Here is a 254-nt window from a genome sequence, read left to right as displayed (position 1 = left end):
GGAATTTCGTCGGCCAACAGTTCGATCACGTCGCTGTCGACCTCGACGTCGACCGGCATCGGTTCGCTGTCGACGGGGTTGAGCACGACCAACAGCACAGTGACGTCGCTGTCGACGTCGGCTTCGACGGGAATTTCGTCGGCCAACAGTTCGATCACGTCGCTGTCGACCTCGACGTCGACCGGCATCGGTTCGCTGTCGACGGGGTTGAGCACGACCAACAGCACAGTGACGTCGCTGTCGACGTCGGCTTC

General features: G+C 61.8%; 1 protein-coding gene. It reads right to left on the bottom strand.

Features of this window, described 5'->3' with window-relative positions:
- On the bottom strand, positions 1-254 hold a 254-nt coding region (locus HWY45_RS37265; RefSeq protein ID WP_279607772.1), incomplete at both ends, for a hypothetical protein.

The sequence above is a fragment of the Burkholderia stagnalis genome (genome assembly GCF_902830275.1).
Lineage (GTDB): Bacteria > Pseudomonadota > Gammaproteobacteria > Burkholderiales > Burkholderiaceae > Burkholderia > Burkholderia stagnalis.
Note: the sequence above shows the minus strand (reverse complement) of the source record. Positions and strands in the feature narration are given on the sequence as shown.